We start from the raw sequence: 14,211 nt of genomic DNA on the forward strand, positions 1-14,211 counted from the left end.
ATACTTTCTTGAAATTTATTTAAATTAATAAAATAATACAGTACATGAAATTTCATATGAGATATGTCATATATATTCGTTATATTTTTACTTTTACCTTTTTAATAATAAGAATACAAAAACGACTCTTATCACACGAAAAGAGTCGTTTTCTAACTTTATACTTTTAATACTTTCATGTTAAAAATGCGAAAACTAAAATACTATTACCTAAGAGCCTTAACTATAACTTTAGTTGCCTCTGCAATGAGTTGATTATCATAAGTTGCCTCTTTCTCATCTTTACTAGATAAAATTGCGATGATAATTGGTGCTCTATTTGGAGGCCAAACGATAGCAATATCATTTCTTGTCCCGTAACTGCCAGCACCTGATTTATCTCCAACTACCCAGTCAGTTGGTACGCCTGCACGAATAAGTTTGTCTCCTGTAGCATTTCCTTTCATCCACTCTGTAAGAATTTTACGTTTTTCAGCTGGAAGTGCATTTCCGACCGTAAAAGCTTTAAGATTCGTAGCAATTGCTTTCGCTGTACTAGTGTCACGAATGTCTCCTGGAATAGCTTCGTTTAATTCTGTTTCAAAGCGATCAGACATAGTAACCCGATCCCCCATCTTTCTAAGCGCTTTTTCATATCCTTTAGGTCCGCCTATTTTATTAAATAAAATGTTCCCTGCAGTATTATCACTTGAACGAACAGCAGCCTCAGCAATTTCTCCTAGTTTCATTCCAGTATCTACATGTTTCTCTGTAACAGGTGAATAATCCACTAAGTCTTCTTTCGTAAATGTGATTACTTCATTTAATGTATCAATTGAGTTTTGCTGTAGTAATACTCCTGCGGCTAAAGCCTTGTAGGTTGATGCGAAGGCAAATCTTTCGTTAGATCGATAAGAGATTGTTTGATTTGTACCAGTATCAATCGCATATACACCTAATCGAGCATCAAATTTTTTCTCAAGTTGAGAGAACTCTTTATGCGTCGCCTGATTTTTATGTTTCACTTGTCCAGTCTTTTCTTTCGCTTCAACTTGCAGTGCCCCTCCTGTAAAAGCTTCTAGACTTGTAATACTTAAACCTAATATACCAACGCATATTCCTATTTTTAGCATCCTCTTATTTTTCAAAATCATCATTCCTTCCAAATTTTTAGCACCTTTTTATACGTACACATAATAGACAATCACCGAACCAAATTTGTTCCATAAACTGAAAAAAATTTTATAGCTAGTATGAGAGTTATTAACAAAATAAGAGATAGTAGCTATGATCGCCGCTATCTCTTATTTCACATTTCATTTTTTTACTTATAAATGGCTTTATATGAACAGGTTCTTTCCCTGAGAAAATTACTCTAATTTTGCTTAGAACTACCTGTACTAGTAGATTCACCATGTATACGTTGCTGTTTTAAATCAAAGTATACATCTAATACTTCCTTTCCAATTATAGAATTAATTCCATTTTTATCATCATGAAGCCATGGAACTACTACGGAAAATGCTACTTCTGGATTATCATATGGAGCATATCCAACTAACGTTAAGTTGTAACATTCCATACGTTCTCCTTTTGCATTTCTACCAATCGGGTCATCTCCACCATATACAGTTTGGGCTGTTCCTGTCTTTCCTGCTGGTTTATATGGCGCGTTTTTGAAATATTTCACGCCAGTTCCATCACCTTCTTGGAATACCCATCTAAACCCTTCTTTTATCCGATCAATATGTTCTTTCTTCATATCAATTCGATTTAATACCACAGGCTCTATGGAACGTATAACTTTGCCAACCTCTTCTTTTATTGATTGTTCTCGTATTTCTTGTACAATTTGAGGTTGCATTCTATAACCACCATTCGCAATCGTTGAAATATATTGCGCTAATTGCAACGGCGTATACGTATCATACTGACCGATAGAAAAATCTAGTAAAAACCCAGGTTGACTATCTACTTTTCTCGTTTGTCCAATTATTTCATTCGGTAAATCAATACCTGTTGGGACACCTAAACCAAATTGCTTGAAATAATAGCGCATCGTATCAAATGCTCCTTGTTTAATATCCAATGAGCCATTTGGTACGTAATTAACTCCCGCAATTTTTAAAGCTGTCTGGAACATGTATACATTCGAAGATACTTGTAAAGCCCGTAAATCATTAATATTACCAAATCCGGATACATTCCACGATTTCTTAGCTTGTGTACCTTTAAATTTCATCGGCGCGTCATAAAATTGATCTCCTGGATGTATTGCCCCTGTCTCATATCCAGTTAATAAAGTAGCACCTTTTACAGCTGACCCTAGCTCATACGAAGTTGTCATGTTTCCTAATGCCAAATCCTCAACCTCTATTTTCCCTTCTTTTTCTACAATCTTTTTGCCTGCCATTGATAAAATTTGTCCGTTATTTGGATTCGTCATGACAACAAAAGCTCGATCGAGCAGTGGCTCTGAACTCTTAAAAGCTCTCAAGTTTTTCTCTATACTTTCTTCCACTTTCTTTTGTAATTCCATATCAATCGTTAATGTTAAACTATTACCACTTTTTCCTTTAGAGATTATTTCTGTGCTAACAATGTTTCCTGATTTATCAGTAATATTTTTTACTTCTTCTTTTGTGCCGTGTAATACATCTTCATATCGTTGTTCAATATAACTTTTTCCAACACGATCATTACGGTTATATCCACGTACTAAATAAGAATCTAAATTTTCTTTCGGTAATCCTTCTTCACTACTCGTAATATTTCCTAATACAGAACGAAATAAATTACCGTTTACATAATTACGTTCCCAATCAACAGTTGCATCTACTCCTGGAAAATTCGCAAGATTTTCGCTTATGCGCGCATACTCTTCATCTGTTACATCTTTTTTAATGATTTGTGGTGTTAGTTGATAACCTGAACTCATTTTACTTTTAATAGCTAACACCTTTAAATCTTGTGCTGTTAATTCTGCTAATTCTACCTCTGTAACACGACCTCGTCTTAAGTCTTCTATTTTTTTATCTAACTCTTTTCCCTCTATACCCTTTTCTTTAAACTTTTCTATATCTTTCTTAGTAATCTTTGTCTCCGCACGTTTCGAATTCAACTGCATCCAAAAATCTTTTTTATCGATATCTGTTAATTTATTTATATCTTGTTCAGGCATTTCAAGTACTTTCGCCAAGTCTTTTGCTGTTTTTAAAATATCTTCACTCGTAATTCCCTTCATCCTTGTATACGTAATTGTGCGAAGAGATTTATTATTAACAACTGTTTTCCCTTCTCGATCTAAAATTTGTCCACGTGGAACTGGAATACTAGTTATTGCATTTTGACTACTTTCCACTTGGTTCTTATAAGCCTCTCCCTCAACGATTTGTACCTTTCCTAGCTGCATAATAATAGCTGAGAATAGTACAAATATGCAAAGGAACATTATATTTAATCGAATAGATATATATGTCTTCTGCTTCTTGCCTTTTTGTTCTTTCATAAATCCTCCATTTAATCCTTTCAGGAATTGCTACAAATACTAAAAGCATTCCTTATATATTAGATACCGATAATCGGTTATAAATATCGCCTCAATTTTTTGCTTAATCCTTGTAAGCAACCATTCCTTTTCGTTTAGCTACGGAATTAATAACTCTCCCTTCTTGTTTTCTCTCTATTTTTTGCCACTTGCATTAGAAGTGCTAAACTGTATAATGACTCTTATTAAACTTACATATAAACTTGCTAGTAAATTTTCATGCTAATTATTCCTTTCTCATGCTGTAATACTTAATAGACAACCTAAACAATACAGTTGTTCCACATTTACAAAAAAAATAATTAAATATAAGATGAAGTAGGCTACATAAGGGAGGGTTATATGTTACATACAAAAAGATGGAGATTATTTGCGGTTCTTTCTATTGTAGGTTTGATTTTACTAATTTTATTAAAAATCAACTTCATTTCAATTACTATCGCAACTTCTTCAGCTGAAAGAGGAAAGATTTTTGATCAAAATGGTGCAATACTAGCTACAAATAAGAAAGTTAAGTCTCTATATTGCACTTCTAATGATGAAAAGCTATCGAAACAAGATACATCAAGCACATTAGCTTTTTTCAATCAATTTTCAAGCGAGTTTCAACATGATATTTCTACAGAGAACATAAAATCTCAATTACAACAATCTTGTAAAAAGCAGACTATGAATGGTATACCGTTATACTCTGATATAACTGAGAATGAACTTGCATTCATAAACAAAAACAAACCCAATAATGTAATAATTAAAGATGAATGGATTCGATATTATCCTAAACACGAAATTGGTTCACAGGTAATTGGGTATGTAGAAAATGCCCTTAATTCAAAGCATATGGCTGTTGGAAAAAGCGGGATTGAGCTGCAATATGAAAATGATTTAAAAGGAAAACCAGGTAAAACTCTTATTTTTAAATTGAAAAATAAAAAGTTCTTATGGAACATTCAAAAAGTACAAAAAGGAAAAGATGTACGGCTAGCTTTAGACTCTGAGTTGCAGCAAAAGGCAGAAGAAGCATTAAGATCGCAAATTAAGAAAACACCTGATGCTAAAGCTGGTTATGCTGTAGTGAGCGATGCAAAAACTGGCGCAATTTTAACTATGGTCAACTCGGCAGTTTTTGATCCAAATATATTAAATACACATGTATCTTCTCGAAAAGAAAATATTAAATCTCTTTCGCAAAATAAAGCGATTCAAAAATTAAAGTATGGTGAATCTTATGTAAATATGGCTTCTACTATAAAACCACTTACTATTTTAATTGGATTAAACGAAAAACTTTTTCAACCCGAAGATACTTATTTAGATAAAGGTACTTTTCAGTATGATAATCAAAATAACATTACGAATGCACCTGGAACACCAACAGGTGAGATTACCCCGAGGCAGGCTATCATTAATTCATCTAACACATTTATGACAGCAAAAGTAGCTCTGCCCTTATTCAACCAGAATAATGGAAATATAGAAAAAGTGGCACATATATGGACAGATTATTTAATGCAATTCGGCCTACGTTCTAAAACCGGGATTGATTTGCCCTTTGAAGAAGACGGACAATATGAATTCCATCCATCTAATAAATTTGAAAATGGGATTTCTGCTTTATTAAATGCCTCTTGGGGAGGAAATGAAGTGCATACTCCTCTTCAACTCGCTCAATATGCAGCAACATTGGCAAGTAAAGGTGATAAATATAAACCTCAAATCGTAAGTGCGATTATTGGTCAAGATGGTAAGGAAACAAAAAAGTTTAAACCCATTTTAGAAAGTTCAAATCGTTACCCGATGAACTTTTGGAGTGTCGTGCAAGGTGGAATGAGTCAAAATATAGAGGAAATTAAAAAGTTGCCCTTTGACGTCGCAGGTAAAACAGGTATTACAGGTTTTCCAAATGAGCAAGAAAGAATGATAAATCATTCTCTTTTCATTGCATATGCTCCTACTGAAGATCCACAAATTGCTATTTCTGTCGTTATTCCTGGCAGTAATTCCGAAAAAAACATTGCCGCTCTCGTTACATCAGAAATTTTAGAGTACTGGAATACTCTTCAAAAAGAGAATAAAAACAAAGAGGAAGGTTCATTAAAGTGAACCTTCCTCTTTTACCATATAGAATCTATATTTATTATTTTCCATATACCTTCATTATTCTTTTCGAACATAAATGAATATTTAATATCAGTTAAAACGTACTCTTTCTGTACATATCCAGTATTACCGTTAATTGTCGATATTTTTATATATCCATCATTCTGCACTTTTTCTGGAATCCAAGCTTTTACCATTTCATTAGATACTTCATATAAAACTTGTGATTCTCGCTTTGGTTCTGCTAAAATTTTTGTTTTATTTCCAGTAACAGTTGCATATATAAAATGTGCTTGCTTTGGTTGGTTACTTTCCGTCAATCCACTTGGTACTTTATATACTTGCTTTGTATCATTTGCAAACTCTCCCCCCATTGTAAGGGCGACTTGCAACTCATGAAAAATATCTTCATCAAACTTCAGTTCATCCTTCTTATAACTCTTCCCTTTAAATAGAACTTCATCATTTAACGCTTTGTACAGGTCATTTTCATTTTTTGAGTTCGTACTTTGATATAGTTCATTCATAAATTGTTTTAATGATGGATCTTGAGCAGACTCATCTTTTGTTTTAGGCTTAATTTGTGTACTACTTTGTACTGGTGATTTATTATCATCAAGCCAAGGTTGTTGAACAATGAAAAATAACATTGTACAAACTAAAACAACTACAATAGGTAATGCTTTTTTACGAAATGGTCTTTTATGTTTTACAAAATCCACTTCATTATTTTCGTATATAGACTGCTTTATTTTAGAAATAAATTCTTCTTCATCTTTACGATTCTCCATTGGGCCTTTTTTTATTTTTCTATACCAGTCAGGATTTTGTTTATTGTTCATCACTACTACCCTCCCCTATTAATTTTGAAACCTTACTTCTCGCTCTACTTAATCTCGATTTTACAGTTCCAATGGATACTCCTAACGTTTCAGCCATTTCTTCATAAGATAATTCATATTTTGCATCCAATATGATTATTTCACGGTGCTTTTTAGGTAGCTTTAATACAACTTTCCACACATCATTCATTTCTTCTTGCTTAAAAAATTCTTGTTCTGCCGACTGGGATTGCTTATCGTCACTAAAAAAACCTATTAAAGATATTCTTTTAAAATAAGATGATTTCAAATAGTTTATTGCCGTATTTCTTGTGATTTTTAATATCCACGTTTTAATAGATGACTCCTTTCGAAATGAATTCCAATTTTTAAATACCTTTATAAATACATCTTGCGTAATATCATCTGATAAGTGTGGATCTTTCGTAATAATAAATGAATAATTCCATACATCTTGCCAATAGTCTTTTATAACATCGTCCAGCTCATCATGATTATACTTTTCAATAAACGTCTGTTCCATTTCCACACCTCAAACTTATTTGAATAAACGTAAAACTACCCTCACTTTTATTATGGTTTCAATATATAGACAAGATACAAGTTTCATTTGTTCCATTGTTTATCTTTTTTCAAGCAGAATAATACTACTAAAAAACAAGTAAAGCATACAATGATAAAATTCTACTCATGAAAATCTGTTTTTTGAATTTAACGTAACACTCCACTTGTCCATTTCAACTTGCTATACTCTTTCTATTTACCATTAGCAATGCCAACTTTTCAGAAATGAAAATTAAGATAAGGTATTAACTTTCTAGAGTCGCAGCAAAAAAGCATTCTCGATTAGAAAGAATGCTTTTTTGAAATTTAATTGCTCTATATTCCCCCCAATTTATACCTTTGAGTTAAGCAAACATGTAATAAATGTAGTCAAAAAATTCACCTTATAATTAAGTATTAATTCTGAAATACATGTTTTACTTTTTCACCTGGAACGTTACTTCCTCCTCTTCCTTTTACATCTTCAATCATCATGGTAACAATCATGTCTGGCGCATTTGCATCGAAAGCTGCGAACCATCCCAGTTCTTTTCCTTCTGCTTCTTTCGACTCTTTCAGTTCTGCTGTACCAGTTTTACCAGCAAGCGTAACACCATCAACCTTTGCAATTCTCCCTGCGCCATCAGGGTCATTAATGACTTTGATTAATGCACTCTTTAATATGTCTTGATTCTTTTTAGAAACCACATTTTCTTTCCAATTCCCCGCTACTTTTGCTTCTTTTAAAAGATGTGGCGACGGAATATTCCCTTCATTCACAATCGGTGCATATGTTAATGCTAAATGAAGTGGTGTCATTAATACTTGTCCTTGTCCATAGCCTGTGTCTGCTAGTTGGATATCGTTTCTTATCCCATCTCTTGCAATGATTGAAATAGGAAATTCGTATTCGATTGGTAATTTTTCATGAAAACCGTATTTCTTCAGTTCATTTACATACTGATCTTTTCCTATTTTCAAAGCTTGTTGAGCAAAATAAATATTATCAGAGTACTTCATTGCCTTATCAAAATCAATTGGACTTGCATCCTTCACACGCGTTACATAGTAATTTCCCCAAGATGAATCTTTTGTCCACTTCAATCCTTGAATTTTAAATTCTTCCTTCGGATTTATTGTGTTTGTTTCCAAACCAATTGCACCTGTGATCGTTTTAAATACGGAACCTGGTACAATTGCTTGTGTAAAGCGATTCGTCATTGGTAGTTTCGAGTCGTTACTCCATGCTTCTCGTTGGGCTTTCGATGCTCCTCTAACTATTATATTTGGATTATAAGCAGGGCTACTTACAAGTGCGATTGTTTCACCTGTTTTAGGATTAATCGCTGCACTAGACCCTGCTTCAGTTTTCATCTCATTAAAGATTTTTTCTTGAATTGCAGCATCAATTGTTAACGTAATATTTTCTCCTTCTTTTGCTTCTTTTTTTGCTACGTTTTTAATCTCTTTCCCATTCTCATCTTCTATAAATACGCGTCCACCCTTTTCACCACGCAATTTATTTTCTAACACTTTCTCTAAACCGGTCTTACCTACTAAATCATCTGCTTGATAACCTTGTTTTTGAAGTGATTTTAACTCCTCCGCATTCACCTTTCCTATATATCCAGTTAAGTGTGCCGCTGCTTCACCTAATGGATACGTACGAATATTTACTGTGCGAGATGAAACTCCTTCTAATTCAATATAATCATTCTGTCTGGTTCCCTCTTTTAAAATACCAATTGGTACAAAGGAGTCTCGTTTTATCCATTTTGCTGTGAGTTTTTGTTCGACCTCTTCTATAGACATATCAAGTAATTGTGCTACTATTTCTTTCGTTTGCACTGCTGTTTCGCCTAGTTTCTCTGGAATAATTCCAACCTCAGTTGCTTTACCATTCGTTGCAAGCCCTTTTCCATTTCGATCATATATTTCTCCGCGTTTTCCTTGCTCTATTTGCATACGTACTTTGTAATCTTTTTTCATACCTGGGAAGATGAAGTCTGGTGTCCAATCTATTTTCCAAGACTCTTTATCTTTCACAAGTTTTGTTTCATGGATGAATGAAACTGGTCCTACATCCGTATCCATCTTAACTTCAAAAAGAAAAAGCTCTTTATCTTTCGTATTCTCTCCTTTCATTTTAACTTTTAAATTATTAGCTCCAATCCCCTCATAGATTTTTTGATATTTTTCTGTGAATTCTTTTTTAGAAATCGATTTTTTGGCATGATCTGATAAATGATCATACATATTTGCAAACTTTTTATCATTCCATAAATTAATATATTCTTCAAATGCTTGTTTTGGCGGTTCGTTTTTATTACATCCTACCAACATAACTGCGAAACAAATGAAAAACAGCATCCATAATTTTTTCAATTCAATCTTCTCCCTTAATTAAAAATCATTATTCCTTTCTTAATTTATTAAATAAAAAATGTTTCAACGCTTAATAGACATTGTAAGTAATGACATTGTTCCATATTTACAAAAAAATTAATATCTATGTTCATTTTAATACAAAAAAGCAGGCATAAATATATGCCTGCCTTCCGTTCCCAAAATCAATTACACCTAAAACAACTTGTGGTTAACCAAATCCAGATACTCTTCTACACCCTATTTTTTACTTTTCTAAAATAATTCCCGCTATTTCATTAGCATATTTTTTAGAGTCAAATCCATCATAGTTACTTAGTACTACAACAGTCAAATATTCTTTTGGAAACCGCATGAAGTATGAACGATAACCTGCCCAGCTACCTGAATGTTCCAAGTATCGACAGTTAAAACCTTCTGCAAGCCTTAGCCCAAAAGCATAATCTTCATTGTCAATAATTGTTTCCCCAGTTGGAGAAATTTCCGGACCTATTTCGCTCATTCTTTTAACAAGTTCTTTTCCGCCAACGGTACCCGTAGTTAAATTTTCTCCCCACTTTACCAGGTCTTCGACTGTTGCATGAACTGCCCCATCACCTGTATGTTCCCAAGGGCTTTCATAGACCATATATGCTCCTTGTTCATTCTTTGAATACCCCCTAGCAATTGATATAGTAGTTGGGTAGCAATCTACAATTGTTGTGTCTTTCATATTTAAAGAATCAAAAATACGTTCTTTTGCAAACTGACGTAAAGACTTCCCGCTTACCTTCTCTACCACTAGTGACAATAAAAAATATCCTGTATTGCTATACTCAAATTTTGTGCCAACAGGGAACCTTGCAATTTGATGACCATTAAGGTGTTTTAGCGATTGTTCCACAGTTAATATATCAGTAAATTTAATATTTTCTGCTTGAGCCAATTCCATATAATCAACTAGTCCGCCAGTATGATGAATTAGATGCCTCAATGTTACTGGTTCAGCATATGTTCCTATAGAAGGGACAAACTTTACAATTGAATCATCTAAACTCAATCTTCCCTCTTGTTCTAAGAGTAATATAGAAAACGCTGTAAATTGTTTAGAAACTGAGGCGATATTAAAAACGCTCTTTGTGGTTATCGGTAGATTTTCCTCTATAGAAGCTAAGCCAACTGCACCTTTATACGTTACTCCGCTATCAAAACTGGCCATATATACAAAGCCAGGAACTTTTGGTGAAAACTTTTTTAATAATTGTTTAATCAATGTATGCGTCTTTTCATTATATGTATTATTCACCTCAATCACATCCCTTTCCCTTTAAATAATTAGAAATATATTATCCTGTTATCTTTTTCAATTACACATCTTACTTCAACTCAAAACAACATATTTTATATTTGACTACAATCAAGCACCTTCACACTGATTTCTTTAGTTTCTAAATTCTTCTCTTTATAGAGAGCTTTAATTTAGTGAGTACTATTATCCCCGAATTTACGAAATTCCCTCTTTCAATTCTAAAATTACTCATGGCAACTTAATAGATATTTTCTAAATTGGGTCAATAACATTTAAATCAAAGATGTTATTGACCCAAATACCTATTTTATTTTTAGATTTAGAACCGATGTACTAACAAATATGAAAACTATTTACCAGTCCTTTGTAAAGATAGGTTTCAATAAGACATTCATCTACCTTAAACCTTGTTTCAAATTTAGTTATAGTCTACAAATTTTATAGTCTTCGTCTATAGTGTTTTACTTTTTCGATATGAGAATTCAAATAACCTTTTTAAACAACTTTTTTCACAAAAAAGCAGAGGCGTTCCAAATCTTTATTTTTCATTGTAGTTTCAAATGTGGGATTGGGTAGTGATGTCCTGCATCATCTGTAAGTTCCCCATTAACTTCAGCTAACTAGTTCAAGTGGGAGAGTCATGAAAGTAATCCTATATCTTTTGCCTTTTGTACTGCTTCTTCTCGATTTTTAACTCCTAGCTTCTCATAGAGATTGGAGGCGTAATTTCTTACTGTTCCGTTTGACAAGTAAAGTGTCGAAGCTATTGTTTTATAACGGCTTCCTTGTGATAATAGTTTCAAAATCTCTAATTCTCGTTTCGTCAATCCATACTCTATTCCAGCTGATCGTGATTCAAATAATCCTGTTTCTTCATTTTCTTCCCACATCCTATGGAACAAGTCATGAGTAATCATCGTGCCTCCTCGATAGACTAGACGAATTGATTCAGCTAGTTCACGCGAATCTATGGATTTCAATACATATCCATCCGCACCATTTCGTATGATTTCTTTGGCCCTTTCTGTATTCTGGAAGGTTGACAGAATGAGTACACGAATGTCCGGCCATTTTTTCTTAATCATTTTAGTTGCATGAATCCCATCCAGATTTGGCATCTCTAAATCCATTAATACTACATCTGGTTTTAATCTCTCGCACAATTCCAAAGCCCGTTCTCCATCTTCAGCCATTCCCACTACTTGTAAATCCTCCAGTCCACCCAAAATTGTATGAAGACTTTCTCGGATAAAAGAATGATCATCGACAATACACAGACGAATTTGTTCGTTAGCCAATTGTACTTGTTTCGGTAAAACACATGAAATTAATGTCCCTTCCCCTTTTTTGGAATAAACAATGACTCTTCCTTGTGACTGACTTACACGCTCTTTCATTGCAGTTAATCCAAAGCCATCCGTCCACTCTTCTACCCCACAGCCATTATCCTGTACATCCAACCTTATCTGTTGTGGTTCAAAATGAAGTGACACAATGATTTCTGTGGAATGCCCATGTCGAACAGCATTTGTTAGTGATTCCTGCAAGCTCCGATATAGTGTCATTTTTGATTGTTTGGAGACTATATACTCTTCCCCTATTATTCGAGTACGTACATTTACTTTTGCATGTTTCTTAAATTCCTCTGTCAATTGTTGTAGTGTGGTAGCTAAGGGAAGCGACTCTTGTGATAAATCTAATTGGTGTAAATACAGTCTTACTTCTTCCATACTGTTACGGGCCAATTGTAATAATGAATCTAGCTGCTGCTCTCCTTCTTTAGACTTTAATTCCATACGCAATGTTTCCATCCCCATAATAATTGAAGTATAGGAATGTCCCATCGTATCGTGTAAGTCTTTTGAGAGCCTATCACGTTCCTCCAGTAATGTAATCCGCTCAACTTGGGATACGTACTGTTCCAATACATGTTTCTGGTTCCGAATAATTTCACTTTGACGGTAATTAATAGCCAGTAAACGAAAGAAAGAGCCCATAGCAAAAGCTAAACTGAGTTGTAGGATGATTACCCATAAATCTGTTACTTTGGAAAATATCGCAATGAGCAACGGGAACAAAATAATTGTAATAGGACCCGACCAGCGGTAAGATTTATGAACGCTATTTGCCGCAATCATAAAAGTTGGCATTAAAAAAGCAAGATACGCTAACGGAAATAATAAAGTTAAATAGAAACAAACTCCGCCAAATAATATTATTTCAGTAAATAAATAATAGCGATAGCTGAACATTAAACAAATCCAAGGTACTGAAAATGAAACGACTTCCCAAAGGATTATGATCCAAAGTGGTACTGTCAAATGACCTTGTTGTTGGATAGTCGTTGATATCAATGATAGCCAAACAATAAAGCGCATACAAAGTAAGGCCCAATCATACCAAAACCATAGTTTTAAAGTCTTAAACAAATTATCACTCCTTTATAGCTTTAAACATGAAACGCGTGTACATTCCAATAGTTCGAACTAAGCTGTTTCCAATAAGATTATGTATCCAGATGAGAATGAAACCAGCAATCATGACAAAAATTGCTGTCTCCCATGAATTCACTGCAATGCCCAATAAGTATATATTAAAATATTGAAAAAGTAAGGGGGTAACGATACATCCTAGTGGTATTACATACAGTAAAACAGCACATATAAGACTCATTATTCCAACAAAAATTTTCTGCATGAGCCAAAAAATAGCCCTCCAGTTGCTATTATTGAGGATTGTATCTATCGCTTTAATCCATTTATCTCCTTCCTCTTTTTTTCTTGGTTCGAATAAATCTATCGATATATCTGTATAAACCTTCGTTTGAATGCGTTCATACTGAACAAACGTGTGAGTTGTTTGTAGTACCCACGCTAATAAGGGAATACCCCAAAAAATAATCGTCATTACTAATGCAAATGTAATGCTGACCAGATAGAAACAAAAGTAAAAAAAACCGGATACAAAGGTAAATAACAAGAAATAAAAATCTTGCAAAGTTTTTTGAGCTGATGCTTTTATCATTAAAATCTCTCCTCCTCATTCATTGCTAATGTGTTAAAAACTACTTTTTTAATCCTAAGTATTTTTCTGTCACATACGTTAGTGTCAAAATGTCACGGTTTGTATGACATAACCATCAATACAGCCTTATTTACTCAATTTTTGTTGTTCTTTATAAACATGACAGAAGTTTACTATCGACTATGACTCGCCGCTTGTTATACTCTGTTCATACGCTAATTCTTTATGTTAAAGATAAGATTGTGTTCCCAATCTTATCTTTTTTCTTTGCAAATTTTTTGGTACAAAAAAGGAATCCTTATAATAAGGATTCCTAAAAGAAACGACGTACCCTAATCAATTTCTTAATTTAGTTCATCACACGTATAAAGTAAACTTTAATCAGCCCTCACCAATCAGTTTTTTACGGGCAACCCACCTAGCCTAACTTCTTTGTTTTCGCTGCATTTTGAGGTTGAGCTCTTATTGTCCGTTAATGTGGGATAAATTCCTTAGTTCCTCAT

At 33.6% G+C, this 14,211-nt stretch carries 9 protein-coding genes; 1 reads left to right on the top strand and 8 read right to left on the bottom strand.

The features are described from left to right. Positions 1 to 206: 206 nt before the first annotated feature. A complete protein-coding gene (bla, locus tag ACTFP3_RS22000) occupies positions 207 to 1,133 on the bottom strand; it encodes a class A beta-lactamase Bla1 (protein WP_440011335.1) in 927 nt (308 codons plus the stop codon). A 221-nt stretch (positions 1,134 to 1,354) separates the two neighbouring features. Further along, the gene (locus tag ACTFP3_RS22005; RefSeq protein ID WP_440011271.1) at positions 1,355 to 3,487 is read right to left on the bottom strand and encodes a peptidoglycan D,D-transpeptidase FtsI family protein; all 2,133 of its coding nucleotides are present in this window, start codon (positions 3,485 to 3,487) and stop codon (positions 1,355 to 1,357) included. A 381-nt stretch (positions 3,488 to 3,868) separates the two neighbouring features. Here ACTFP3_RS22005 and ACTFP3_RS22010 point away from each other — a divergent pair, with 381 nt between their 5' ends. Next, positions 3,869 to 5,629 (top strand): peptidoglycan D,D-transpeptidase FtsI family protein, encoded by a 1,761-nt coding sequence (locus ACTFP3_RS22010; RefSeq protein ID WP_025709596.1) that lies wholly within the window; start codon positions 3,869 to 3,871, stop codon positions 5,627 to 5,629. Between the two features lie 11 nt (positions 5,630 to 5,640). Here ACTFP3_RS22010 and ACTFP3_RS22015 read toward each other — a convergent pair whose 3' ends face one another. The 6 genes from ACTFP3_RS22015 to ACTFP3_RS22040 all read right to left on the bottom strand — a co-directional run bounded on the left by ACTFP3_RS22015 (position 5,641) and on the right by ACTFP3_RS22040 (position 13,708). Then, on the bottom strand, positions 5,641 to 6,468 hold the full coding sequence (locus tag ACTFP3_RS22015; RefSeq protein WP_033696287.1) for an SH3 domain-containing protein: 828 nt from the start codon (positions 6,466 to 6,468) through the stop codon (positions 5,641 to 5,643). Next, a complete protein-coding gene (locus ACTFP3_RS22020; RefSeq protein ID WP_000438340.1) occupies positions 6,458 to 6,991 on the bottom strand; it encodes an RNA polymerase sigma factor in 534 nt (177 codons plus the stop codon). Before ACTFP3_RS22020 ends, ACTFP3_RS22015 begins: the two co-directional genes overlap by 11 nt. A gap of 437 nt (positions 6,992 to 7,428) precedes the next feature. Further along, the gene (locus tag ACTFP3_RS22025) at positions 7,429 to 9,396 is read right to left on the bottom strand and encodes a penicillin-binding transpeptidase domain-containing protein (protein WP_440011273.1); all 1,968 of its coding nucleotides are present in this window, start codon (positions 9,394 to 9,396) and stop codon (positions 7,429 to 7,431) included. Between the two features lie 247 nt (positions 9,397 to 9,643). Then, entirely contained in the window at positions 9,644 to 10,681 is a 1,038-nt protein-coding gene (locus ACTFP3_RS22030; protein ID WP_059303783.1) for a serine hydrolase domain-containing protein, read from the bottom strand. 641 nt (positions 10,682 to 11,322) lie between these two features. Then, positions 11,323 to 13,113: a response regulator gene (locus ACTFP3_RS22035; RefSeq protein WP_440011274.1), complete on the bottom strand. Its 1,791-nt coding sequence runs from the start codon at positions 13,111 to 13,113 to the stop codon at positions 11,323 to 11,325. A 4-nt stretch (positions 13,114 to 13,117) separates the two neighbouring features. Then, a complete protein-coding gene (locus ACTFP3_RS22040) occupies positions 13,118 to 13,708 on the bottom strand; it encodes a sensor domain-containing protein (protein ID WP_086389143.1) in 591 nt (196 codons plus the stop codon). Positions 13,709 to 14,211 lie beyond the last annotated feature (503 nt).

The organism is Bacillus cereus group sp. MYBK5-2, from assembly GCF_051915685.1.
Classification (GTDB): Bacteria; Bacillota; Bacilli; order Bacillales; family Bacillaceae_G; genus Bacillus_A; species Bacillus_A cereus.

Bases quoted from the DNA above. Each gene is read 5' to 3' on its own strand.
- bla (WP_440011335.1), bottom strand. From the start codon at position 1,133: ATGATTTTGAAAAATAAGAGGATGCTAAAAATAGGAATATGCGTTGGT.
- ACTFP3_RS22005 (WP_440011271.1), bottom strand. From the start codon at position 3,487: ATGAAAGAACAAAAAGGCAAGAAGCAGAAGACATATATATCTATTCGA.
- ACTFP3_RS22010 (WP_025709596.1), top strand. From the start codon at position 3,869: ATGTTACATACAAAAAGATGGAGATTATTTGCGGTTCTTTCTATTGTA.
- ACTFP3_RS22015 (WP_033696287.1), bottom strand. From the start codon at position 6,468: ATGAACAATAAACAAAATCCTGACTGGTATAGAAAAATAAAAAAAGGC.
- ACTFP3_RS22020 (WP_000438340.1), bottom strand. From the start codon at position 6,991: ATGGAACAGACGTTTATTGAAAAGTATAATCATGATGAGCTGGACGAT.
- ACTFP3_RS22040 (WP_086389143.1), bottom strand. From the start codon at position 13,708: ATGATAAAAGCATCAGCTCAAAAAACTTTGCAAGATTTTTATTTCTTG.